We start from the raw sequence: 21,311 nt of genomic DNA, 5'->3' as shown, positions 1-21,311 counted from the left end.
GGGCGATCATCAGTGATCGGCGGGCCTCGTTGGTTAGCAGGCCATTTACTCCTGCCCGGTGACGCTGTCGGCAGCGTCCTGCGCAGCATCGCCTACCTGTTGTGCAGCGTTTCCTACTTCGCCGGCGGCGTCAGTGATCGCGGTATCCTTGGCGATTTCAGCATCGCTCATGCCGGAAAAAAGGAAAATGGCCGCGACGACCGCAATCAGGAGGACCACAGCCAGCAGTATCTTTCCTCCGCCCGAGGAGGAAGCGCCGTCATGGACCGACGTGGTGCGTGTCGTAGTCGTGGTGCCATCGGGCTCGCGGGTGGTACTGATACGTTCTTCGGTCATTGCGTTATCTCCAGATGGAAGCACAATTCTCGACGTACACGAACAGTTCCGCCTGCTCTCACCATCAATTGGCAGTCTGGAAATCGAACGGGGTCGAACTGCGCTTGGTCCGGTCGAATGAAAGCGACGCGTTTTTCGGCGGAAGGGAGCGTTGGCGGCAATCTTCCCTCCGGCACCTCGCGCAGCCGAGTCCGATCGGCTGCGCTGCGGCAATGCCGGTCAAACCCTGCCGCGTCTGCGCGATCGGTGCCGCCAGATTTGCATCGATGCCAAGGACGATGGCGAATTTCCCCCCGCCCCCACTTGCATCGACGGCGTGGGAAAGCGTCAGCCATTCTTTCGCGTTCTCTCCGGCATCGTCGATCCGAACTGTCTGAGCGACCCACCTGTCGGGCCGCTCGAACGCCTCGTGCACATTCCACAGCGGACAGGAATTCTCGCTCTCCAGCAGCGGCGTGCCGCTCGCGCCGGAAAACCGCTTCGAAAATTGCCCCGCACGGTCGATGCGCGCCATGAAGAAGGGTAGCCCCCTCTGCCCGACCCGCTGCAGGGTCGTGAGCCGGTGGGCAAGCTGTTCGGGGCTGACGTTGAACCGCCGTTCCAGCACGGGCAGATCGTATCCGGTTGCCTCGCACGCCCTCAGGAACCTGGAATACGGCATCAGCAATGCGGCCGCGAAATAACCGGTCAAATGGCGTTCGAACAGTTTGCGCGCGGCCTCGTCCTCGAACTGGGAGCCGGCCGCAAGCTGTGTAATCGCACTGCCCTGTTCAAGCTGCGCAAGCTGCAGCGCCAGTTGGAAATTGCGCGAGGCTGGCGAGAGCATCTCCGATATCTGGACCTGCCTGGCATGGAGATCGAGCCGCCTCAGGGTCTCCGGCATGACGTCGCGAGGGAGGATGCGGATCGCCAGCTGGTGACGCTCGCGCAGCCTCTCGGTAAGCGCGGCCGACAAATCCGCCCGGGACAGGCGCAATTCGTCGGCCAGTTCTTCTGCGGCATTGTCGAGATCGGCAAAATGGTTTTTCCAACGTTCGATCTCGCGGCGCGAAGCGACCAGCGGATCGTAGCCTGCGTCGTCCACATTACCTGCCTTGTCGAACAGCCGCGCGAAAGCCGCCGCCGCTTGCGGAGCTGCGGCAAGAAATTCGGCTGCTTCGTCCCGGTCGATACCGAGATCTGCAAAACGCTCGTCCGATAGCCTGCGGGCAAGTCCGTCGAGGCCCCCGATGGACTCGTCCGATTTCAATCGCCTCGGGTCGAGGTCGAACTGCTCGACGAGCTGGACGACGACGCGCGCCGACACGGGCCGCTTGTTGCGCTCGATGAGGTTGAGGTAACTGGCGGATATGCCGAGGCGCGAGGCCATGGTGGCCTGTGTAAGACCCTCTCGTTTGCGGAGGCGGCGCAGGGCGGGGCCTGCAAGGAGTGTAGATTCGCTCATTTGTAAAGTTTTTTACATGGTGACAGGCTTCTCTTGCGCAAACTGCGCAATCAGACAAGATAGTTTGTCATTTTTCATGTCGCAAAGCGCCGAACGATGGCAGGAAGACTGGGTAACGCCATCCCTCCCCCATGAACGGAGACCGACATGACCTATCAGGATACCACCAACGAAATCGCCAAGACGATCGACGCCAACGGCGCGCCGTGGAATGCGATCGACGCGGAAAGTGCAGCACGCATGCGTCTGCAGAACCGTTTCCCTACCGGCCTCGACATCGCGAAGTACACGGCGAAGATCATGCGCCAGGACATGGAAGCCTATGACGCCGACCCGGCGCAGTACACGCAGTCGCTGGGCTGCTGGCACGGTTTTATCGCGCAGCAGAAAATGATTTCGATCAAAAAGCATTTCGGCGGCACGAAGCAGCGTTACCTCTACCTGTCCGGCTGGATGGTCGCGGCGCTGCGTAGCGAATTCGGCCCCCTTCCCGACCAGTCCATGCACGAGAAGACCAGCGTCCCCGCTCTGATCGAGGAACTGTACACCTTCCTGAAGCAGGCCGACGCCCGTGAACTGGGCTTGATGTTCGCCGATCTGGACAAGGCACGCGAAGCCGGTGACGAAGTCGAGGCGAAGCGGATCCAGTCCGCCATCGACAATTACGAAACGCACGTCGTCCCGATCATTGCCGACATCGATGCAGGCTTCGGCAACGCCGAGGCAACCTACCTGCTCGCCAAGAAGATGATCGAAGCAGGCGCCTGCGCCCTGCAGATCGAGAACCAGGTTTCCGACGAGAAGCAGTGCGGTCACCAGGATGGCAAGGTCACCGTCCCGCACGAGGACTTCCACCAGAAGATCCGCGCCATCCGCTACGCCTTCCTCGAAATGGGCGTGGAAGACGGCATCATCGTCGCCCGCACCGACTCGCTCGGCGCCGGCCTGACCAAGCAGATCGCCTACACCAAGGAAGAAGGCGATCTGGGTGACCAGTACAACAGCTACCTCGATTGCGAGGAAGTCTCGCCCGAAGACATCAAGAACGGCGACGTTTTCCTGAGCCGCGAAGGCAAGCTGCTTCGTCCCAAGCGCCTGCCGTCCAACCTCTACCAGTTCCGCCCCGGAACGGGCGAGGATCGCTGCGTCCTCGATGGCATCACCAGCCTTCAGGCCGGTGCCGACCTCCTGTGGATCGAGACCGAGAAGCCGCATATCGGCCAGATCGGCGGCATGGTGAAGCGTATCCGCGAAGTCATTCCGAACGCGAAGCTGGTCTACAACAACTCGCCCAGCTTCAACTGGACGCTCAACTTCCGCCAGCAGGTCTTCGATGCCTGGGAAGAAGAGGGCAAGGACGTGTCCGCCTACGACCGTGCGAAGCTGATGAGCATCGACTACGACGATACCGATCTCGCTGCCGAAGCGGATCAGCGCATCAAGACGTTCCAGGCCGATGCAGCGCGCGAGGCAGGCATCTTCCACCATCTCATCACCCTGCCGACCTATCACACGGCTGCGCTCAGCACCGACAATCTCGCGAAGCGCTATTTCGGCGAGGAAGCGATGCTGGGTTACGTGAAGCAGGTCCAGCGCGAGGAAATCCGGCAGGGTATCGCCTGCGTGAAGCACCAGAACATGGCCGGTTCGGACATCGGGGACGACCACAAGGAATACTTTGCCGGCGAAGCTGCATTGAAGGCAGGCGGCAAGGACAATACGATGAACCAGTTCGCGGCCGCATAACCCCCGCGACGGGAGAATCACGATGACCGAAGAAACTACCGGACAAAAAGAGCCAGGGCGCGCACGTGCCCTGCTCTCCACGGCCGACTTCAAATTGCTGCGGCGCGCGCTGGAAAGCCACGCCAGGACGCTGGACGACCGGGAGGAGCTGGCCAAGATCAACGCCCTCCACCACCGGCTCGGCAATTACAGCTGACAGCTGACCTCATCTCCTGGGGAGGAGACGGGCGGCAGGCGGTTCATTCCGCCTGCCGCCCAATTTTTTGCGCGCAAAAAACTGCACGCCACCTCGGTGCAGGGAATTGCTTAACCCACCTCTGCTAGCGCGCAGGCCATGGTCAAGCGGTCCAGAAAGAAGCCGGAACCGGCGAAACTATACCGGCATTTCGCGGTCATCACGCTGGCAGTGACGGCTGCCGTCGCATTCATGGTCGATCCTGCCAGCGAGCGGAAACTCGAGAAGGCGGTGACTACCGCCGAAGCGAAATCGGACCAGGCAAGCCGCGAGTTCAAGCGGGCCAGCAGGGAGCAATTCGGGACCGGCCAGCTGGTCGACGCCTCCGAATCGCGCGAAGTCGAGGGCGAGTTCGGGTCCGACAGCTGGGTCGGATTTGCGGGTAACGGTGTGTCGAGCTCCCGCCCGGCCTACCGCTATGCGCCGGGCGTAGAGCCTTGGGTCCTGCTCGGCATGACCCGGGAAGAATTCGAGGCGCTCAGCCGCGACGAACAGGCCGAATTGCTCGAAACCCTGCCAGGCTACGGGATCGACGGCGCGACGATGGCCCGCATTTCGCGCGAGTCGATGGAGCGTGCCGGCCGCACCGAACCCTCCGACGACGCCCCGGACTGATGGCCTGACCGGGCGTTATTCTCCGCCAGCGGGCATCAATCTCAGGGTTGCATCGGCGAGCGCTTCCGCGGCGGTGGCAATCACCTTTTCGGCGTCGGGTGCCCAGAAGGGGCTATGAAGCGAGGGCAGCGTCCCTTCCCCGCTCTGCGCCGCGTCGAATTCTTCCTGCGGCACGCCGCCGACCCAGAAAATCAGCGATTGCACTTCCTCCGGTGCGTAGCGGCGGAACTGGCCGAAATCCTCCCCGCCCATGACGCTGGGGACCTGCTGCACCCGGTCTTCCCCGAACCGCGCCGCGAATCCTGCCATGATTGTCTCGGTAAAGTCCGGATCGTTGAAGGTGGCAGGCGTGTACTGGTCCGCGACCGAGACGGTGGGCATCTTGTCCTCCGGCATTCCCGCCGCCATCGCCTCGCCGCGCGCAATACGGGCAATCCCGTCCAGCAGCGCCTTGCGCGATTCGTCCGAATAGCTGCGGACGGTCAGTTGCAGTTTCGCCTCGTCGGAAATGATGTTGTGCTTCGCACCTGCATGGAAGCTGCCGACAGTGACGACGGCAGGATCGAGCGGTGAGCTTTCGCGGCTCACCAGCGTCTGCAGCTTCATGACGATCGCACTGGCAAGGACGATGGGGTCTTTCGTCGTGTGCGGATAGGCGCCGTGTCCACCGATCCCCGGAACGGTGATGTCCACGCTGTCCACATTGGCCAGCGCGAAGCCCGGCGAATAGCCGATCATGCCTGCCGGAAACTGGGCCGCGTCGTGAAAGGCGATGGCGTAATCGGGCGTGCCGAAACGCTGGTAGAGACCGTCATCCAGCATGGCAGGCGCGCCCTCGCCGATCTCCTCTGCCGGCTGGGCAATCATCATCAGCGTGCCCGACCATTCGTCCTTGCGATCGACCAGCAATTGCGCCGCGCCGATCCAGCCCGTCATGTGTGTGTCGTGGCCGCAGGCATGCATGACGCCCGTTTCCACGCCCGAGGCGGGAATGGCGACCTGCTTCGATGCATAGGGCAAACCCGTCTGTTCCTTGACGGGCAGGCCGTCCATGTCGGCGCGAAGCATGACCATCGGCCCATCGCCATTGCGCATCATGGCGACCACGCCTGTCTTGCCCACACCTTCGGTCACTTCGAACCCCATGGCCCGCATCCGCGCGGCAAGTTTCGCTGCCGTCTCCACCTCTTCGAAACTGAGTTCGGGATTGGCGTGCAGGTCGCGGTAAAGCTCCATCAGTCCCGGCATGTCGGCGGCCAGATCGCTGCGCAGCGTATCGTCCTGCGCGGCCGCAGGGCCTGCCGCCAGAAGCGCTGCCGCCGCGGCGCCGATCGTCCAACGTGTCATGCGGTTCATCGTCGTTTCCCCTCTTCCGGCGAGCGTGTGCGAAGTTGACAAAGAACACACTTGCGCCGTTCGGCCCCAAGGCCATTTATGCCGTCGACGCCTTGTATTTCCGTCCTTTCCCGGCCTCTGAGCGAAGTTGACACATCGCGCGTGGAAGGAAGGAAAACACCCCGGGCGTCCCGATGGAGTGAAGGTGGCAGATTGCCTGCCTGTAGGAAAGCCCCGCGATGCGCGCGGCGGCTACATAGCCGCCAATCGCCTCAGATATTGTAGGTGACCACCAGCAGGAAAGAGAGCGTCGTGACCATCAGCAGGACCAGCGGAACGCCGGTCTTGATGTAGTCTTTGAACTCGTACGAACCCTCCGACATGATCAGCATATTGGTCTGGTACGCGATGGGCGTCGCATAGCAAAGGTTGCACCCGAACAGCACCGCCAGCACCATCGGTTCCGCCGGAATGCCCAGCTGGTTTGCCACGCTGAAGGCGATGGGCGTGCCCACGGTCGCTGCCGTCGCGTTGGAGGCGAAATTCGTCAGCACCGTCACGAACAGCATCACTGCCGCAAGCACCAGGGCCGGTGTCAGATATTGCAGGCCATAGGCCAGCACGAGGCCGAGCCATTCGGCGGCGCCGCTTTCGTCGATGATCCGTCCCAGCGCGATGCTGGCGGCGATCAGCACTATGACCTGCCCGGACAGGGCCCTGCCCACGCGATCGAACTTCACGCAGCCGGTCAGGAACATCAGGATCGATCCGGCCAGCGCCGCGATCGCGATCGGGATCAGGCCCATGGAGGCCAGCCCGACCGAACCGCCCATGATGGCCGCCGCCAGAACCGCTTTTGACCGGCGGGGAAGTTCCCGCATGCCTTCCAGCATCAGCAGGCTGTCGGTGCGGGAGAACTCCTCCAGGTCTTCCGGCAGGCCCATGACGAGCATCACGTCGCCTTCCGCGATCCGCAAATCGCCGCCTTCGCTATAGACGGTCTTTTCGGCGACCAGCCTTTCGGGCCGGTGGATGCCCAGAACGGCCACGCCGTAAAGATCGGCGATGCCGGAACTTGGCAGGGTGCGCGTAATCAGGCGGCTGTCGGCGGTTACCGCCATCTCCACCACAGCGATATCCTGCGAAAGCGACGTGGACTGGCGCCGGATACGGTCGAGCACCCAGGCAGGCGCGACTTCGCTGTCCAGCATCCGCATGGCGGATTCCAGGCCTTCATGCGTGCCCGACAGCAGCAGGCGTTGCTGCGCCTCAAGCGGACCTGAGGGCGGGTCCACGAAATCGACCCCGTCGGGCAGGTTCGCCTGTATGTCGGCTGCGTCCTGCCCCCTCAGCGGGCTATCTTCCTCGATCCGGAGGCGGGCCATGAAGCGGCGCTCCGCGTGGTTCTTCTCCACCCGATTGTCGCCCAGCAGGCGTGGCATCACCAGCCAGAGATAAGGCAGCGCAATGGCGCCTGCGACCAGCACGATCGGCGTGAAGTGAAACACGCCCATGCGCGGCATGCCAAGGTCCACTGCGATCGAAACGACGAGGATATTGGTCGAGGTGCCGATCGTGGTGGCCACCCCGCCGATCAGGGATGCGGCGTTGAGCGGGATCAGCGTCTTGGAGGCAGGCAACGCGCCGCGATGCGCCAGCGCGACGAAGATCGGCATCAGCAGGACCAGGACGGGCGTATTGTTGACGCCCATAGACAGCACGAATGCAATCACCAGCGACAGCAGCAGGCCAAGCTGGAGATTGTAGCGGAACACGCTTTCCAGGAACCGCGCCGCCGGTTCCAGTGCGCCGGTCACCACGAGTCCCCGCCCCATGATCATCAGCGCGCAGATCGTGATCAGCGCGTAATGGCCGAAGCCTGCGAAGGCGAGGACCAGGCCATCGGTCGGGTCGTTCCCTTCCAGCGGGAAGAAATAGAGGCCCACCGCGATGACCGCGATCGTCAGCAGCGAAATGATCTCGATGCTGAGCTTGTTGCGGGCAAAGCCGATGAACATGGCCACCGTGACGGCCATGGCTGCAATCGCATGCGGTGATGGTGGGGGTATCATGGCGTGCGCCCCGACTCCCATCCGGGATGCCTGAGCGCAAGTCTTTTAATCTTTCGCCGGAACTTGGCTCCCGATCTATCCCTTCATTCCGCCTGACCGCGCCCGGTGAAAACGATCAGCAGAGCAAGCATGGCCGTAGCCAGCGTTCCGGCTGCGCCTGCCGGCTGGACCCACGCCATGCCGTCCGCCATGCCCAGCAGGCACAGGATCGCGGCCGCGCCGCCCGACAGGATGCCGGCGATACCCAGCCCCTTGGCAATCGCGCCGCCGCGAAGGGCTGCAATGCCGAAACCGATAGCTGCGAGGCCGAACATCGCCTTGCCGTGGAAATAGAGGAAGAAGGCACCCTGCAGTACGGTCTGGAAGACGGCTGCATCCGCGGCCTCTCGCGCAGGTCCGAACATGGCGAGCCCCATGGCGACCTGGATCAGGTTGACCATGCCGCCGACCGCGATGGCCGCCCATGCCAGCGGATGGGCCCGGTCCTTTGCCGCCAGCACGATGCCCACGGTCGCGGGGATGGTGAACAGCGCCATTTCCGTCATCCACGTGATGCGGCGCAGCGTCTCGCCCTCTGTGTTCGAGACGATCGTGATGTAGAACACCTGCGACAGGACGGCTGTGAACAGCGCGGCTGCCACGATCACGGCCGCTCGGCGAATGGTGAAAATCATGCTGGTATCCCCTTGCGCCCGCAAAGCGCAGGCGGTGTCCGGGGCTGTTTCGCCAGCGGATCGGGCAAGGTTACAGCCGGATCGCCAAATTTTTGAAAAGGGTGGTGCCCCTGGCCGGAGTCGAACCGGCACTCCGTAAGGAACTCGATTTTGAGTCGAGCGCGTCTACCAATTCCACCACAGGGGCACGCCTGCGAGGCAGGCCGCGCGGATAGCGTTACTTCAGCGCATTTGCCAAGAGTTTGTGCAGGCGGGAATGCAGCGCGTCATTGGCTGCCAGCACCTGCTTCGAATGGATCGGCTGCGAACGGCCGCGGAAATCGGACACGAACCCGCCCGCCTCGCGCACCAGCAGGCAACCAGCGGCAGTATCCCAGTCGTTCAGACCGCTTTCCCAGAACCCGTCGAAGCGTCCGGCAGCAAGCCAGGCGAGGTCGAGCGAGGCTGCGCCGAAGCGGCGGATACCTGCGACCTCGGGACCGATGGCACCGAAGATGCGGCCCCATTCGGCAAAGTCGCCATGGCCCTGGAACGGGATGCCGGTTGCGATCAGCGCGTCGGGCAGGCTGCGGCGCGAAGACACCCGAAGGCGCCCGTCATGCAGCCATGCGCCGCGCGATTTTTCCGCCCAGTAGGTTTCGTCGAGGATCGGCTGGTAGATGACCCCGGCGGTCACATCGCCCCATCCGCCGCCGCCGAGCTTGGGCTCCTGCACCGCGATGGAGATCGCGAAATGCGGGATGGCGTGGAGGAAGTTGCTCGTCCCGTCGAGCGGGTCGACGATCCAGCGCGGCTTGTCCGGGTCGCCTTCGATGATGCCGCCTTCTTCCAGCACGAAACCCCAGTCGGGCCGCGCCGCGATCAGTTCGTCATACAGCGTGCGCTCGGCAATCCGGTCGGCCTTGGACACGAAATCGGCCGGGCCCTTGCGGCTCACCTGCAGGTGCTCGACCTCGCCGAAATCGCGGCGCAGCTTGCCACCGGCCTTTCGCGCGGCGCGTTCCATGACGCGGATCAGGCCTGAATACATAGACATGCCAGAAACCTTCTAAATGCGCTCAGCTCGCCTTACCGACATAGGTCTGTTCGTAGACGTCGACGACGATCCGCGTGCCGCTCTCGATATGCGGCGGGACCATCACGCGCACGCCGTTCTCGAGCACGGCGGGCTTGTAGCTGGAGGAAGCGGTCTGCCCCTTCACCACGGCATCCGCCTCGACGATGGTTGCCTCGACCTGTTCGGGCAGCGCGACGGAGATCGGCTTTTCCTCCCACAGTTCCAGCGTCACGGTCATGCCGTCGGTCAGGAACGGGCGGGCATCGCCCAGCAGGTCGCTCGGCAGGTTGATCTGTTCGAACGTGTTCTGGTCCATGAAGACCAGCATGTCGCCGTCTTCGTACAGGAATTGGTATTCCTGCGTTTCCAGACGCACCTTCTCCACCGTGTCGGCGCTGCGGAAGCGGACATTGGTCTTGCGGCCATCCTGCAGGTTCTTCATCTCGACCTGCATGTACGCCCCGCCCTTGCCCGGCTGGGTGTGCTGGATCTTGGCAACTTTCCAGATGCCTTTTTCATATTCGATGATGTTGCCGGGACGGATGTCCACGCCGCTGATTTTCATGGGTTTGCCTCTTGGGAATGGCGACGAGGCCGTGGAAGGCCCGCCGGAACATGGCCTGCGCTTAGCCGCTTGGTAAGCCGGCGGCAAGGAGTGTGGCGGTATGGCGCGTCAGATGATAGGAACACGAACCATGTTCAGGAGCATCCGCCCGAAGCTCGGCGCACTCGCGCTCGGCACGCTAGTCTGCGTGGCATCCGCGACGTCCGGCGGCACGCAGGCGATGGCGCAGGCGGAGGGCCGGCTGGAGACCCTGCCGCTTGGCCAGTACCGGTGCTCCCTGCCCGGCAGCGCGGACGGTGCGGCATGGGTGCCCGTACGCGAGAAGGACTTCGCCATCGGCAATGCGTCGAGCTATTTTTCCACACGCGGCAGCGGGACCTATCTGGCGACCGACCGCACCGTGACATTCACGCGGGGGCCGCTGAAAGGCGCGAAGTTCCTGCGCCGCGGCCCCAGCATGCTGCAGGAAATGAACGCGGACGGTTCCCCCGGCAGGCTGCGCTGCGTGCGGACCCAGCGCTAGGCGCCGGACCGTCGCTGCGGCGTCACTCCGCGCGTTCGCGATCCGCCAGTAGCGGATAGGGATTGACCGCGTTGGCCGGTTCCCACCACTCGGCATCCGACGTCGTGCGCAGGATGGCAAAATGCAAATGAGGTGCCTCGGGATCGGCATTGCCTGTGCTGCCGACAGAACCCAGACGCTGTCCCCGACGAATACGCATCCCTTCGCGAAGGCCGGGCGCATATTCCGACAGGTGGGCGTAATAATGGATCGTCTGCCGGTCGCCCGAGCGGACATAGATCGTCAGCCCGCCGGCATCGGACCGGAACAGTTTTTCCACCTCGCCCGCGGCCGCCGCGATAACCGAGGTGCCTTCGGGCGCCATGATGTCGATCGCCTCGTGCAGCCGCTCCCCGCCGGCACGCTCGTCGCTATAGGTATCGCTGAGGTCGGAGGGGCGGACATTGAGCACGGGCACGAGCAATTGCGCCCGCTCCTCTGCCGAAGGCGTCGACACGTCGTTCCCGCCCAGTGGTGGCGCCACCCCGTCATCCCCTACGCCGCCGTCTGCAGGATCGACCCCTGCAGAGGTGTCGGTGGCCGAAGGACTGGGCGCTGCCTCTGCCGGGCGGACAGTATCGCGCTGGCTGGAACCGGTCGCATTCTCGATCAGGCTGCCGCCTGCAACAATCCACACGGCCGATGTCAGGGTGGCGGTGACCACGATGGTCAGCAGGCGGTCGAGAAACTTCATGCCGGCAGCCTAGCCCATCATGCCTCGAAAATCACCTGCGTTTCGGTATCGACCATCTGCGCCAGGCGCGCAGCATCCCAGTTCGTCAGGCGGACACACCCGCTGCTCTGCGCGCGGCCGATGGTTTCCGGCTCCGGCGTGCCGTGGATGCCGTAATGTTCCTTGCTCAGGTCGATCCACACGATGCCGACGGGACCGTTCGGCCCGGGCGGGAGCGTGTAGGTCTTCCCGTCGGGGTCGTCATTACCCAGCACTTCGGGGTCGTAGGAATAGGGCGGGTTGTACGCCTCGCCCACGATGTCCCATTCGCCCAGCGGCAGGGGGAATTCCGACGAGCCAGAGCTGACGGTGAAGATCGCTACCAGCTTCTCGCCCTGATAGGCCTTCAGCGTCTGGCCTTCCTTGCTGACGACGATGCGGTCGACCTGCGGCTGTTCGGTTCCCACGCCGAGGCTTGCGAGCGTCATCTGCCATCCGCGATCCTGTATCGCTCCCGGCTCGATCCGGTCGGCCCCGACATTGGGAACGCGGATCTGCTGGCCTGCGGCGAAAAACGACTTTGAGGTATCGGCGGATCCTTCTCCGGAAGACGCGTCTTCGCCATCAGGCGAGGTGGCTTCACCCGCGCCGTCGCCCGCATCGCTTTCCATGCCAGCAGGCTTCCCGCCGGGGTTCAGTTCCTTGAGCACGGCAACGGTCGTATGGAATCGCTCGGCCAGCTTCTCGTCGAGCGAGGTGTAGCCCAGCCTTTCCATTTCCGCCTTGTCGGCCGTGCTTTCAGGCATGTCGGTAAATTCAAGATCGCCCCAGTCGTCCGGGATGGTCACGATCCGCGTGGCAGCAATGCCGTCATACTGCGCCAGCGCTTCCTTCGTCGCCTCGTCATGTTCCCCGGTTACTTCGAGGTCGTTGGCTTCCTGGAACCCGCTCAGCGCGTGGCGCGTGCTCATACCCATCTTGCCATCAACGACGCCGGGGCCGAAGCCCTGGCGGTCCAGCACGACCTGCAATTGCATGGTGGGGCGTTCCTCCCTGTCGGGTATGGCATTATCCGCGCCCATATTGCTGGCATCGCCCGACACGCTTTCGCCGGAGCGGGTTGGGGTATTGTTTGCCGCGTCGTCATTCGACGCCATGCTGTCGGCGAGATTGTCGTCGCTATAGGTCTGGTAGCCGTAATCGTCGGGCGTATCGGACGAGGTCTGAGCCGTTTCCTGTTCCTGGCTGTCCGTGCCTTCCAGCCCGCAAGCTGTCAGGGCGAGGATCGAAACGGCGGCCAGGAGCGGGCGGATAGTCAGGGTGCGCATGGAAATTCTCCGATGAAGATATGCGTACCCAACGCGTGAGAAGCGAAATATGTCCGCTACTTGTCACGCAAAATCGCGGCGAACGCTTTCATCGCCTCGACCTCGTCCCCGCCCCAGATGCCGCCCGATACCGCGAGGAAGTCGGCCCCGGCATCCACCAGGGGCTTGCCATTGTCCGGCGTGATGCCGCCGATCGCCACACAGGGAATTTCGAACAGGCCGCTCCACCATTCCAGCAATTCGGGTTCCGGCCGGTGGTCGCTCTGCTTCGTCGTGCTGGGAAAGAAGGCCCCGAAGGCCACATAATCCGCCCCGGCCTCGCCCGCTTCCATCGCGAGGTGGCGGCTGTCATGGCAGGTCACGCCGATCTGCGCCTCGCGGCCCAGCACTTCGCGCGCCTCCTTCGGGTCGCCATCGCCCTGCCCCAGATGCACCCCGTCCGCGCCCAGCCTTTTCGCCAGCGGCACGCTGTCATTGACGATGAATGCCACGTCGCGCGCGGAACAGATTTCCTGCAGCGGAGCCGCCAGAGACGCCGCCTCATGCTGGTCCAGCCCCTTCACCCGGAACTGGAACGCGGTCGCGATGTCCTGTCCGGCCTCCAGCGCCCGTTCCAACCGGTCGGGAAAGTCCCCCCCGGTTTCGAGCGGGGAGATGAGGTAGAGCTGGCAGGGTTCGCGTTCTTCGGACATGGCCCGCGCCCTAACGAGCGAAAGTGCGCGCGTCACCATTCACGTGGCGGCAATGGGGGCCGGAGCAGTTTCGCGGTCATGAAGAAAAGCGCCCCTTCCCCCGTTGTTGCCCCCGCTCTCGCTCTTGCCCTGGCCGCTTTGCTTTCGCTCGGAGGATGTGCCGTAATTCCGGATGGTGGACAGGTGCCGCTGGCCGCCGCGCCTGAGGGATACCAGGTCGGCATCGGGCGCCCGGTCCAGGTCGGAAGCGTCGTCGTTACGCCTCGCAAGCTGGTCGAGGACAGCCGCTGCCCGGTCAATGCGCGGTGCGTCTGGGCCGGACGGGTCATCGTGCGGACACAGATCGACGGCGACGGCTGGCGCGATACGACGAATCTGACGCTGGGCGAGCTTTACGAGACGCACGGTGTTCCCGTGCGCCTCGTCAGTGCAACGCCCGAACGGACAACGGAATCGGAGCCCGACGAAACGCGATACCGCTTCGCGTTTACGGGCTCCTGAAGCCAAGTCAGCTCGGCTGCTTGCTCGCTGTATAAATGGCGTCGATCGCGTTCTCGAGCGCTTCGTCGAAGCGGGCCTCGTCCATCTGGGCACGCAGTTCCTGCAGCAGGGCGCGGCTGAAGCTGGCGATCATGCCGTGGTTCTTGGCCAGTTCGGTGCAGGCTTCGTCGCGCGAATACCCGCCCGAAAGCGCCACGACGCGCAGGACCTTGGGATGTTCGGTCAGCGGCTTGTAGAGGTCGGGCTGGCTGGGAATGGTCAGCTTCAGCATCACCTGCTGACCTTCGGGCACGCGGTTCAGTTCGTCGAGCATGGCGGCCAGCAACAGGGCTTCGGCCTGCGGGCGGCTCTCGCTCTTCAGGCTCACTTCCGGCTCGAGGATGGGGACCAGGCCGTTGCTCAGGATCTGGAGGCCGAAATCCATCTGCTGGCGGACATTGTCGGAAATGCCCCTCTCGTCCGCCTCGTGAATGACGCTGCGCATTTTCGTGCCGAAGACGCCCAGTTCCTTCGCCCGCGCGCAATTGGCGTCGAGTTCGGGCATTTCCTTCATCAGCTGCACACCGTTTTCGGTATCGTGCATCCCCTTGTCGACTTTCAGGAACGGAACGATGCCCTTGCCGGCAAGGCGTTCGGGGATCGGCATGCCTTCGGGGTTGCAGCCTTCCATCGTCTTTTCGAACAGGATCGCGCCCACGACCTTGTCGCCGGTGAATGCGTTGCTTTCCACGATGCGGCAGCGCATTTCGTGGATCTTGGCGAACATTTCCTCGTCGCCCGACCATTCGTCCTCGCCGACGCCGTAACCGGCAAGCGCCTTGGGCGTGGAACCACCGGACTGGTCAAGCGCTGCAATAAAGCCGTCGCCTGCGGCAATCTTGGCTTTCATCTCGTCGAAATTCATCGGTGGGTTCCTCGGGCTATCAGGTGTCAGGACTGGGTTGCATACGAATGCAGCGCCAGCGCCTTAGCCACGCATTCGAGGTCCCGCAACATACCCTGCGCACAGGCGCCCTCAGCCACCGCATTTCGGCTGCTTCACGAAAGGACACAGCATGGCCCTCAACGATACCCAGACCTCCATCTGCGAAGGGAGCGAGATCGATTTTTCGGACCTGAAGGCCGTCCTGTTCAACGCCACGCTGAAGCCGCCCGGAAAAGCCTCGCACACCGATACGTTGCTGGACGTCGTGGCCGAGATCTTCGAAACGCAGCGCGTCGCGGTGAAGCGGCATCGCCTGACCGACTACAGGCTGGCGCCGGGCGTCTATCCGGACATGACCGAGCACGGCTGGCCGGAAGACGACTGGCCCAGGCTCTCGCCCGACGTTTTCGATGCCGACATCGTGGTCCTCGGCACGCCGATCTGGCTGGGCCAGAAAAGTTCGGTCGCGCAGTCCTTCATCGAGAAACTCTACGCCCATTCGGGGCAGACCAACGATGCCGGGCAATATGCCTTCTATGGCAAGGTCGGCGGCTGCGTGGTGACCGGCAACGAGGACGGCATAAAGCATGTCGGGATGAGCGTGCTGTATTCGATGCAGCATGTCGGCATGACCATTCCGCCGCAGGCCGATTGCGGATGGATCGGCGAAGCGGGACCGGGGCCGTCCTATGGCGACGAGCAGGACGATGGCAGCCGCGCCGGTTTCGACAACGAATTCACCCAGCGCAACACCACTTTCATGGCGTTCAACCTGCTCCATGCAGCGCGCATGCTGAAAGACGCTGGCGGTTACCCGCCGGTCGGCAACGTTCGCAGCGAATGGGACGACGGGAGCAAGCCGGGATGGCCCAACCCGGAACATCGCCGCAATTGAGGGCGCTAGCCGAGCTGCGCCAGATAGGCATCGCGTGACGTCATGGCGGCGAGCGAGGTTTCCAGCTGTCGCCGTATCGTCAGGAGGATCTGTCCTGCCTGCTGCTCCGGAACGGTGTCTACGCGGCGATCATAGGTTTTGGGCCTGATACCCAGCCCTGCCAGCATCTCGGTCCAGGTCTGCCGGTCGGCATATTCCCGCTCGAACGAGGGGATATGTCCCCGGCTGGCAAACTGCTCGATGCGTGTGCCCAGCGTGGCGGACGGGGCTCCGCGTGCCAGGGACTGCCACGGCGCTTCGCTTCGCCTGTTGAGAAGGAGGGGCGCACTCGCGAAATCGCTGAGCGCCGCCAGGGTTTCGCGATACCTGCGATTGAAGGCCCTCGCCTCTGCCGCCATCGCCGTTCGCGCTGGCAGGCACTCGGCGAGATGGAGCGCCATTTCCGCGAGCAGCGCCGCATCCCCGCACAAGGCGCTGCCCAGAGAGCCAACCGCTTCGCCGAGCCGGACGCAATTGCCCTGCCATGCCGCAGCAACCGGCGCTGCTGGCGCGTCCTGCGTCACCGCATCGGGGCCTGCAATGTTCGAGAAGTGTTCGTCCGCCACCTCGCCGGTGTGCCGGTAGGAAACGATGTCGCCGTCCTCGGTGGGAATGCGCGCTGCGATCCCGTGAGCATCCGCCGTCCACGTCGGGAGCGTTGCGTCGCCCCGAAGTGGCTCCACAGCGCAGGTGATCTTGCCGAATATCGAAGCCGGGCTGTCGATCCGTTCCGGCGAGGCATCCAGCAACGCAGCGATCCGGCCCGAGCAGTCGACGAAGAAATCCGCCTCGATTGCCTCGCCGCCTTCCAAAGCGACGGACTTCACATGCCCGTCCGGTCCCAGCACGCCGCCCGCGACCGTTCCCGACTTCACTTCGCATCGCCAGGCACATCCCTCACGCAGCATCAGAGCATAGCGATCGCGGTCGAAACCGACTTGCGGGCCGAGCATGGCAAGTGGCGAATTCGGTCCGTCGCCCGGCAAGGCGAACTTGCCCGCCTCCGCCGCCCGGGCTGCGAAACGAAAGGGCGCAAAGGCCGCAAGAAAGCCCGCGCCATTGCCCCCGTCAGCTTGCGCGCGCGGTAGGAACTGGTGCAGCGATGCTCCCGCAATGGCAGGCAAATCGCCCGACGGCGCAACGACGAGCGAATGGCCCACCCCCGCAAAACCTTGCAGCACGCTCCCGAGCGAAGGGATGGACCCGCAATCCCGGACGAAGGCCGCAAGATCCTGCCCCAACCGTTCGTGATAGCGACTGGCCAGCGGGACGACCGCGCCGGCCGGAGGCACGGGCGTTTTGTCCACGACCACGGTCATCGCGGTACATTCGGGCAATTCGCGCGCAAGCAGCGCGGCAACCGGCCATACGTCCCGCGGTAAGCCGGCGAGCAAAACGGAACGGACTGTTTGTGAAGGCGCGGCCGTCACCGTCGGATACCCTCCCCGCGATAGGCCGCTCCGTATTTCCCGATGAAGGAGAGGTGCGGTTCCAGCCTCCCGGCCCGCCCCGCGATGGCGGAATGGATGCGCTCCATCCGCGCGTGCCGATCGGATGCGCTCATCGATGTCACTCTAGGGTCGAAGGCTTCCGGCACGGCGCCCTGCCCGATGAACACCGAGAGCCAGCTTTGCTGCAGGAACAACCCTTCCTGATAGTCCGGCGTCAGTCCGCGCTGCCGAAACGCGTCGATCTTTTCCGCGAGGCTGGCGGGTAGCTCCATCTCCCGCATGTCGTCCCAGAAGCGCTGGCCATGGCGCGCGTTCAGGACATAATGCAGCATCAGGAAATCGCGGATGCGATCATATTCCAGGTCCATCAGCCGGTTGTATTCCGACACGTCCGCCTCGTCGATCGCGCCCGCCGGAAACAGCGTCACGAGGTTCAGGATGCCGCTCTGGATCAGGTCTATGCTGGTCGATTCCAGAGGCTCCAGGAAACCGCCCGACAGGCCGATGGCAACCACATTGCGGCTCCACATCCGCCGCCGCTTTCCGGTCGTGAAGCGCAGCTGGCGCGGCTCGGCGATAGGCTCGGCCTCGAGATTGGCGAGCAGGGTTTCGGCCGCGGCATCATCGCTGATGTAGCGGTCGCAGTACACGTGCCCGTTGCCCACCCGGTGCTGCAGCGGAATGCGCCATTGCCATCCGGCCTCGCGCGCCGTCGCCCGTGTGTAAGGCGCCGTCTCCGCGCTTGTCGCGCACGGCACCGCCCAGGCGCGGTTGCAGGGCAGCCAATGGCTCCAGTCTTCGAAGCCGGTCTGCAATTCCTGCTCGATCAGCAATGCGCGAAAGCCGGAGCAGTCGATGAAGAGATCGCCCTCGATCCGCTCCCCCGTCTCCATGACGACGGCTGCCACTTCGCCCGTTTCGCCATCGCTTTCGACCTCGACGATCCGCCCCTCATGGCGCCGGACACCGGATCGCTGCGCCACGTCCGACAGGTATGCCGCATACAGGCCGGCATCGAACTGGAACGCGTAATTGTAGGCGCCCAACCCTTCCTCTTCGGCAGGCGGTTCGAAGCGGCCTGCGCGTGCCGCCACGATGGGGAGCGAATATTCCCCGAAATCGCGCACATTGCCGTTCGCCATTTCCGCGAGCCAATAATGATGGAACGGTGCAGGTCCGATGGCCTCGCCATAGGTTCCGAACGGGTGGATGTAGCGAGTGCCCGGCTCGCCCCAGTCGCAGAACTCGATGCCCAGCTTGATGGTGGCCGCCGTGCGCGCCATCATCTCGCGCTCGTCTATTCCGGCAAGGCGGTTGAAGTCGCGGATTTGCGGCAGGGTCGCCTCGCCCACGCCGACGGTTCCGATGGCATCGGATTCCACCAGCGTGATGGACAGGTCCGACTGACCGAGGGCGCGGGACAGGCCTGCCGCCGTCATCCATCCGGCGGTTCCCCCGCCGACGATCACGACACGCCGGATCCGCCCCTTCGTCACCCGAACATTATCCCTTCCTGCGCACCTTTGCGATGATGCCGGTAAAGCTGAGGACGGACTTTCCGTCTGCCGTCACCAGACCGCGGACATAGATCGTCCGCCCCCCGGCGCGCGTCACCTCGCCCCGCGCTTCGATCAGCTGCCCGTTCTGCGCGGAATCGAGAAAATCCCCGGACAGGTTCATGGTGACTGCCATGTCGCCAGCCAGTTCGTCGGTCGCGATGGAAAACAGCGCGTAATCGGCGAAGGTCAGCAGGCAGCCGCCATGCATGAAGCCTGCACCGTTCATGTGCCGCTCTTCCGCGCGGAAGGCGCACACGAAGCTCCCGTCCTCTTCGCGCTGCGTATAGAACGGTCCGCTGCGTGTTTCGAACGGATCGCCCTGCCAGTAGGACCAGCCAGCGAACTCTCCGTCTTCGGCGATGTGACCGCCGGGAAAAACAGCTTCGCTCATGCTTTCAGCGCCGCGACGCCCGGCAGGTCCTTGCCTTCCATCCATTCGAGAAACGCACCGCCTGCGGTGGAGACGAAGGTGAAATCATCCGCCACACCTGCATGGTTGAGCGCCGCCACGGTATCGCCGCCGCCGGCCACGGAAATGAGCGAACCGTCCTGCGTCAGCGCGCCGGCAGTCTTTGCAAGCGCCACCGTCGCTTCGTCGAAGGGCTGCGTCTCGAATGCGCCGAGCGGTCCGTTCCAGACCAGCGTGCGGCACGTCTTGAGCACATCGGCCAGCGCCTCCGTCGCCTGCGGACCGATATCGAGGATCATCTCGCCCGCGGCGACTTCGTGGACGTTGCAGGTTCGCAGGGACGCGGGATTGGCGGCAAATTCCTTCGCCACCACCACGTCGTAAGGCAGGTGCACCGTGCAGCCCGCGTGATCGGCAGTTTCCATGATCTGGTTCGCCGTGGCGGTCAGGTCATGCTCGCACAGCGACTTGCCGACATCGACCCCGCGCGCGGCGAGGAAGGTGTTGGCCATGCCGCCGCCGATGATGAGGTGCTGCACCTTGCCGACGAGGTTTTGCAACACGTCGAGCTTGGTCGAAACCTTCGCCCCGCCGACGACGGCGGCCACCGGCGTTTCGGGATTGCCGAGGGCGGCGTCCAGCGCCTTCAGCTCGGCTTCCATGGCGCGGCCGGCATAGGCCGGCAGCAGGCGTGCCAGCCCTTCGGTGGAGGCATGGGCACGGTGCGCGGCGGAAAACGCGTCGTTCACGTAGATATCGCCATGCGCGGCGATGGCCTTGGCGAAATCGGCGTCGTTTGCCTCCTCCCCCGGCCAGAACCGCACATTGTCGAGAAGGCCGATATCGCCATCGCCAAGGATGCCGATCGACTGCTCGACCACCGGTCCCGAAACCTCGGGCACGAACATGATTTCCTTGCCCAGCACTTCCTCGACGTCGCCCTGCACGAAGCTGGTGCTCATCATGGAATTGCGCTGGCCCTTCGGCCGCCCGAAATGGGCCAGCAGCAGGACTTTCGCACCCTTGCCCGACAGCTCCAGGATGGTCGGCTTCGCCGCCTCCACGCGGGTGACATCGGTGGCCGAACCGTCCTGCATCGGCAGGTTCAAATCGACACGGACGAACGCGACCTTGCCGGAGAGATCCTCCGGCAAGTCGTCGAGGGTGCGAAAACTGCTCACAGCGAGGCCATGACCCCGGCGGTGTCGATCATGCGATTGGAGAAGCCCCATTCGTTGTCGTACCAGCTGACGACGCGGGCCAGCTTGCCCTCCATGACGCTGGTTTCCAAGCTGTCGATGGTCGAGCTGGCCGGGTGGTGATTGAAATCACCCGACACCAGCGGCAGGTCGGTGTAGTCGAGAACGCCCTTCATCGCGCCATCGGCCGCAGCCTCCAGCGCAGCGTTCAGTTCCTCTGCGCTGGTGTCGCGCCTGGGCGTGAAGACGAGGTCGATCAGCGACACGTTCGGGGTCGGGACACGCACGCTCGATCCATCGAGCTTGCCGTTGAGTTCCGGCAGGACGAGGCCCACCGCGCGGGCGGCGCCGGTCGTGGTCGGGATCATGTTCTGCGCCCCGCCGCGTGCACGGCGCATGTCGGAATGCATCTGGTCGAGCATCCGCTGGTCGTTGGTGTAGCTGTGGATCGTGGTCATGAAACCGCGCTCGATCCCGACGGTGTCGTTCAGCACCTTGGCCACGGGGGCCAGGCAGTTAGTGGTGCAGCTGGCGTTGGAGACGATGACGTCCTCTGCCGTCAGCGTGTCCTGGTTTACGCCGAAAACGACGGTCTTCGACACGCCCTTGGCCGGGGCGGAGATCAGGACCTTCTTCGCGCCTGCTTCCAGATGCGGGCGGCAGGCTTCGTCGCTCTGGAAGAAACCAGTGCATTCCAGCACCAGGTCGATGCCCATTTCCTTGTGCGGCAGATTGCCCGGTTCGCGCTCCGACGTGACGGCGATCTTCTTGCCGTTGACGGTCATCTCGCCATCGCCGTGCTCGATCGTGCCGGGGAACCGGCCATGGGTCGAGTCGAAGCCGAACAGCAGGGCATTCGACTTGGTATCCGCGAGGTCGTTGATCGCGACCAGTTCGAGATCGTGATCGTCCCGCTCCAGCAGGGCGCGCGCCACGAGGCGTCCGATGCGGCCGAAACCGTTGATTGCGACTTTGGTAGCCATGATGAAAAGCTCCTGC

General features: G+C 64.0%; 22 protein-coding genes and 1 tRNA gene. 6 read left to right on the top strand and 17 right to left on the bottom strand.

What is annotated here, in order from left to right:
• Positions 1–45 precede the first annotated feature (45 nt).
• Both ACGHJ7_RS01340 and ACGHJ7_RS01335 read right to left on the bottom strand, forming a co-directional pair.
• Positions 46–336 (bottom strand): hypothetical protein, encoded by a 291-nt coding sequence (locus ACGHJ7_RS01340; protein ID WP_390473943.1) that lies wholly within the window; start codon positions 334–336, stop codon positions 46–48.
• A 64-nt stretch (positions 337–400) separates the two neighbouring features.
• Entirely contained in the window at positions 401–1,780 is a 1,380-nt protein-coding gene (locus ACGHJ7_RS01335) for a short-chain fatty acyl-CoA regulator family protein (protein ID WP_390473941.1), read from the bottom strand.
• 147 nt (positions 1,781–1,927) lie between these two features.
• On the opposite strand from ACGHJ7_RS01335, the gene ACGHJ7_RS01330 reads away from it, so the two are divergent.
• The 3 genes from ACGHJ7_RS01330 to ACGHJ7_RS01320 all read left to right on the top strand — a co-directional run bounded on the left by ACGHJ7_RS01330 (position 1,928) and on the right by ACGHJ7_RS01320 (position 4,376).
• A complete protein-coding gene (locus ACGHJ7_RS01330; RefSeq protein WP_390473939.1) occupies positions 1,928–3,526 on the top strand; it encodes an isocitrate lyase in 1,599 nt (532 codons plus the stop codon).
• 22 nt (positions 3,527–3,548) lie between these two features.
• A complete protein-coding gene (locus tag ACGHJ7_RS01325) occupies positions 3,549–3,722 on the top strand; it encodes a hypothetical protein (RefSeq protein WP_390473937.1) in 174 nt (57 codons plus the stop codon).
• A 138-nt stretch (positions 3,723–3,860) separates the two neighbouring features.
• Entirely contained in the window at positions 3,861–4,376 is a 516-nt protein-coding gene (locus tag ACGHJ7_RS01320) for a hypothetical protein (protein ID WP_390473935.1), read from the top strand.
• A 15-nt stretch (positions 4,377–4,391) separates the two neighbouring features.
• Here the strand turns inward: ACGHJ7_RS01320 and ACGHJ7_RS01315 are convergent, their stop codons facing one another.
• From ACGHJ7_RS01315 to efp, 6 genes are all read right to left on the bottom strand, one after another.
• Positions 4,392–5,732, bottom strand: a complete 1,341-nt coding sequence (locus tag ACGHJ7_RS01315; protein ID WP_390473933.1) for an amidohydrolase — start codon at positions 5,730–5,732, stop codon at positions 4,392–4,394.
• A gap of 251 nt (positions 5,733–5,983) precedes the next feature.
• On the bottom strand, positions 5,984–7,783 hold the full coding sequence (locus ACGHJ7_RS01310; RefSeq protein ID WP_390473931.1) for an SLC13 family permease: 1,800 nt from the start codon (positions 7,781–7,783) through the stop codon (positions 5,984–5,986).
• Between the two features lie 83 nt (positions 7,784–7,866).
• Positions 7,867–8,457 carry a hypothetical protein gene (locus ACGHJ7_RS01305; protein ID WP_390473929.1) on the bottom strand — a complete coding sequence of 197 codons (591 nt, stop codon included), beginning with the start codon at positions 8,455–8,457 and terminating at the stop codon, positions 7,867–7,869.
• A 102-nt stretch (positions 8,458–8,559) separates the two neighbouring features.
• Positions 8,560–8,644 (bottom strand) — tRNA-Leu (locus ACGHJ7_RS01300).
• 30 nt (positions 8,645–8,674) lie between these two features.
• Positions 8,675–9,493: an inositol monophosphatase family protein gene (locus tag ACGHJ7_RS01295; protein WP_390473927.1), complete on the bottom strand. Its 819-nt coding sequence runs from the start codon at positions 9,491–9,493 to the stop codon at positions 8,675–8,677.
• 22 nt (positions 9,494–9,515) lie between these two features.
• A complete protein-coding gene (efp, locus tag ACGHJ7_RS01290) occupies positions 9,516–10,079 on the bottom strand; it encodes an elongation factor P (RefSeq protein ID WP_390473925.1) in 564 nt (187 codons plus the stop codon).
• Between the two features lie 130 nt (positions 10,080–10,209).
• Here efp and ACGHJ7_RS01285 point away from each other — a divergent pair, with 130 nt between their 5' ends.
• A complete protein-coding gene (locus ACGHJ7_RS01285; protein WP_390473923.1) occupies positions 10,210–10,602 on the top strand; it encodes a hypothetical protein in 393 nt (130 codons plus the stop codon).
• A 22-nt stretch (positions 10,603–10,624) separates the two neighbouring features.
• Here the strand turns inward: ACGHJ7_RS01285 and ACGHJ7_RS01280 are convergent, their stop codons facing one another.
• From ACGHJ7_RS01280 to thiE, 3 genes are read right to left on the bottom strand one after another with little or no spacing between them, the layout of a single operon-like run.
• Positions 10,625–11,335 (bottom strand): M23 family metallopeptidase, encoded by a 711-nt coding sequence (locus ACGHJ7_RS01280; RefSeq protein ID WP_390473922.1) that lies wholly within the window; start codon positions 11,333–11,335, stop codon positions 10,625–10,627.
• 17 nt (positions 11,336–11,352) lie between these two features.
• Complete coding sequence (locus ACGHJ7_RS01275) at positions 11,353–12,642, bottom strand: L,D-transpeptidase family protein (RefSeq protein ID WP_390473920.1); 1,290 nt, start codon at positions 12,640–12,642, stop codon at positions 11,353–11,355.
• Positions 12,643–12,698: 56 nt separating this feature from the next.
• The gene (gene thiE / locus ACGHJ7_RS01270; protein ID WP_390473918.1) at positions 12,699–13,334 is read right to left on the bottom strand and encodes a thiamine phosphate synthase; all 636 of its coding nucleotides are present in this window, start codon (positions 13,332–13,334) and stop codon (positions 12,699–12,701) included.
• A gap of 78 nt (positions 13,335–13,412) precedes the next feature.
• Between thiE and ACGHJ7_RS01265 the strand changes: the two genes are divergently transcribed.
• A complete protein-coding gene (locus tag ACGHJ7_RS01265; RefSeq protein ID WP_390473916.1) occupies positions 13,413–13,835 on the top strand; it encodes a hypothetical protein in 423 nt (140 codons plus the stop codon).
• Positions 13,836–13,842: 7 nt separating this feature from the next.
• On the opposite strand, the gene ACGHJ7_RS01260 is transcribed toward ACGHJ7_RS01265, so the two are convergent.
• A complete protein-coding gene (locus ACGHJ7_RS01260; RefSeq protein ID WP_390473914.1) occupies positions 13,843–14,739 on the bottom strand; it encodes a fructose bisphosphate aldolase in 897 nt (298 codons plus the stop codon).
• A gap of 151 nt (positions 14,740–14,890) precedes the next feature.
• On the opposite strand from ACGHJ7_RS01260, the gene ACGHJ7_RS01255 reads away from it, so the two are divergent.
• The gene (locus tag ACGHJ7_RS01255) at positions 14,891–15,655 is read left to right on the top strand and encodes a flavodoxin family protein (RefSeq protein WP_390473912.1); all 765 of its coding nucleotides are present in this window, start codon (positions 14,891–14,893) and stop codon (positions 15,653–15,655) included.
• A 5-nt stretch (positions 15,656–15,660) separates the two neighbouring features.
• Here the strand turns inward: ACGHJ7_RS01255 and ACGHJ7_RS01250 are convergent, their stop codons facing one another.
• From ACGHJ7_RS01250 to gap, 5 genes are read right to left on the bottom strand one after another with little or no spacing between them, the layout of a single operon-like run.
• The gene (locus ACGHJ7_RS01250) at positions 15,661–17,124 is read right to left on the bottom strand and encodes a tryptophan 7-halogenase (RefSeq protein ID WP_390473910.1); all 1,464 of its coding nucleotides are present in this window, start codon (positions 17,122–17,124) and stop codon (positions 15,661–15,663) included.
• Complete coding sequence (locus ACGHJ7_RS01245; protein WP_390473908.1) at positions 17,121–18,641, bottom strand: tryptophan halogenase family protein; 1,521 nt, start codon at positions 18,639–18,641, stop codon at positions 17,121–17,123. Before ACGHJ7_RS01245 ends, ACGHJ7_RS01250 begins: the two co-directional genes overlap by 4 nt.
• A 7-nt stretch (positions 18,642–18,648) precedes the next feature.
• Positions 18,649–19,095 carry a PaaI family thioesterase gene (locus ACGHJ7_RS01240; protein ID WP_390473906.1) on the bottom strand — a complete coding sequence of 149 codons (447 nt, stop codon included), beginning with the start codon at positions 19,093–19,095 and terminating at the stop codon, positions 18,649–18,651.
• Complete coding sequence (locus ACGHJ7_RS01235) at positions 19,092–20,294, bottom strand: phosphoglycerate kinase (protein WP_390473904.1); 1,203 nt, start codon at positions 20,292–20,294, stop codon at positions 19,092–19,094. Before ACGHJ7_RS01235 ends, ACGHJ7_RS01240 begins: the two co-directional genes overlap by 4 nt.
• Positions 20,291–21,295, bottom strand: a complete 1,005-nt coding sequence (gene gap, locus ACGHJ7_RS01230) for a type I glyceraldehyde-3-phosphate dehydrogenase (protein ID WP_390473902.1) — start codon at positions 21,293–21,295, stop codon at positions 20,291–20,293. Before gap ends, ACGHJ7_RS01235 begins: the two co-directional genes overlap by 4 nt.
• Positions 21,296–21,311: the final 16 nt, after the last annotated feature.

Origin of the sequence: Altererythrobacter sp. MTPC7, assembly GCF_042851395.1 — a bacterium.
GTDB lineage: Bacteria > Pseudomonadota > Alphaproteobacteria > Sphingomonadales > Sphingomonadaceae > CAJXSN01.
Note: the sequence above shows the minus strand (reverse complement) of the source record. Positions and strands in the feature narration are given on the sequence as shown.

What these genes read in the sequence shown, in the direction of transcription:
- ACGHJ7_RS01260 (WP_390473914.1), bottom strand. Translation starts at nt 14,739, where the DNA reads ATGAATTTCGACGAGATGAAAGCCAAGATTGCCGCAGGCGACGGCTTT.
- ACGHJ7_RS01325 (WP_390473937.1), top strand. Translation starts at nt 3,549, where the DNA reads ATGACCGAAGAAACTACCGGACAAAAAGAGCCAGGGCGCGCACGTGCC.
- ACGHJ7_RS01310 (WP_390473931.1), bottom strand. Translation starts at nt 7,783, where the DNA reads ATGATACCCCCACCATCACCGCATGCGATTGCAGCCATGGCCGTCACG.
- ACGHJ7_RS01265 (WP_390473916.1), top strand. Translation starts at nt 13,413, where the DNA reads ATGAAGAAAAGCGCCCCTTCCCCCGTTGTTGCCCCCGCTCTCGCTCTT.
- ACGHJ7_RS01295 (WP_390473927.1), bottom strand. Translation starts at nt 9,493, where the DNA reads ATGTCTATGTATTCAGGCCTGATCCGCGTCATGGAACGCGCCGCGCGA.
- ACGHJ7_RS01320 (WP_390473935.1), top strand. Translation starts at nt 3,861, where the DNA reads ATGGTCAAGCGGTCCAGAAAGAAGCCGGAACCGGCGAAACTATACCGG.
- ACGHJ7_RS01330 (WP_390473939.1), top strand. Translation starts at nt 1,928, where the DNA reads ATGACCTATCAGGATACCACCAACGAAATCGCCAAGACGATCGACGCC.
- ACGHJ7_RS01285 (WP_390473923.1), top strand. Translation starts at nt 10,210, where the DNA reads ATGTTCAGGAGCATCCGCCCGAAGCTCGGCGCACTCGCGCTCGGCACG.
- ACGHJ7_RS01335 (WP_390473941.1), bottom strand. Translation starts at nt 1,780, where the DNA reads ATGAGCGAATCTACACTCCTTGCAGGCCCCGCCCTGCGCCGCCTCCGC.
- ACGHJ7_RS01255 (WP_390473912.1), top strand. Translation starts at nt 14,891, where the DNA reads ATGGCCCTCAACGATACCCAGACCTCCATCTGCGAAGGGAGCGAGATC.
- ACGHJ7_RS01240 (WP_390473906.1), bottom strand. Translation starts at nt 19,095, where the DNA reads ATGAGCGAAGCTGTTTTTCCCGGCGGTCACATCGCCGAAGACGGAGAG.
- ACGHJ7_RS01340 (WP_390473943.1), bottom strand. Translation starts at nt 336, where the DNA reads ATGACCGAAGAACGTATCAGTACCACCCGCGAGCCCGATGGCACCACG.
- ACGHJ7_RS01305 (WP_390473929.1), bottom strand. Translation starts at nt 8,457, where the DNA reads ATGATTTTCACCATTCGCCGAGCGGCCGTGATCGTGGCAGCCGCGCTG.
- ACGHJ7_RS01280 (WP_390473922.1), bottom strand. Translation starts at nt 11,335, where the DNA reads ATGAAGTTTCTCGACCGCCTGCTGACCATCGTGGTCACCGCCACCCTG.
- ACGHJ7_RS01275 (WP_390473920.1), bottom strand. Translation starts at nt 12,642, where the DNA reads ATGCGCACCCTGACTATCCGCCCGCTCCTGGCCGCCGTTTCGATCCTC.
- thiE (WP_390473918.1), bottom strand. Translation starts at nt 13,334, where the DNA reads ATGTCCGAAGAACGCGAACCCTGCCAGCTCTACCTCATCTCCCCGCTC.
- efp (WP_390473925.1), bottom strand. Translation starts at nt 10,079, where the DNA reads ATGAAAATCAGCGGCGTGGACATCCGTCCCGGCAACATCATCGAATAT.
- ACGHJ7_RS01315 (WP_390473933.1), bottom strand. Translation starts at nt 5,732, where the DNA reads ATGAACCGCATGACACGTTGGACGATCGGCGCCGCGGCGGCAGCGCTT.
- gap (WP_390473902.1), bottom strand. Translation starts at nt 21,295, where the DNA reads ATGGCTACCAAAGTCGCAATCAACGGTTTCGGCCGCATCGGACGCCTC.